Source organism: Alphaproteobacteria bacterium (genome assembly GCA_024244705.1).
Lineage (GTDB): Bacteria > Pseudomonadota > Alphaproteobacteria > JAAEOK01 > JAAEOK01 > JAAEOK01.
Map to the genome: position 1 here is coordinate 1 of JAAEOK010000083.1, position 615 is coordinate 615.

1 protein-coding gene is annotated in these 615 nt (G+C 54.6%); it reads left to right on the forward strand.

The features are described 5' to 3' along the window. Positions 1–27: 27 nt before the first annotated feature. Positions 28–615, forward strand: a 588-nt coding sequence (locus tag GY791_15880; GenBank protein ID MCP4329906.1) for a group II intron reverse transcriptase/maturase, incomplete at its 3' end; no start/stop codon positions are given.

The following is a 615-nucleotide window of genomic DNA, read 5'->3' on the forward strand; positions in this document are numbered from 1 at the left end:
GCAGACCTGGACAAGAACCTGGAGGATCTGTTAGAGCGGATCAAGCGCAAAGCTTACCGCGCCAAGCTGGTAAAACGGAAGTACATTCCCAAGGGGAACGGCAAACAGCGGCCCCTGGGAATCCCAACATTGGAAGACCGGCTACTGCAGAAAGCGGTGGCCCTGATCCTGGATGCGATTTATGAGCCGACCTTCCTGGATTGCAGCCACGGTTACAGGCCGGGGCGAGACGGGAAGAAGGCAGTAAACGACTTTCGGGATGAGCTTCATTTCAACAGCTACAACTTCGTGGTGGAGGCGGACATTAAAGGCTTCTTCGATCACCTGGATCACGATTGGTTGATCAGGATGTTAGAAGAGAGGATTGATGATCGGCACCTGCTCCGACTCATCAGGAAATGGCTGAATGCCGGAATCCTGGAGCCGGATGGGATGGTGGTTAATCCGATGACGGGAACCCCCCAAGGGGGAATTATCTCGCCGACCTTGGCTAATGTTTACCTGCATTACGTGCTCGATCTGTGGGTCGAGAAGAAGCTGTCGAAGGAGATGCAGGGTGAGGTGAAGTACGTGCGCTACGCGGACGACTTCGTCTGTGCCTTCTCGGTCAAAGCC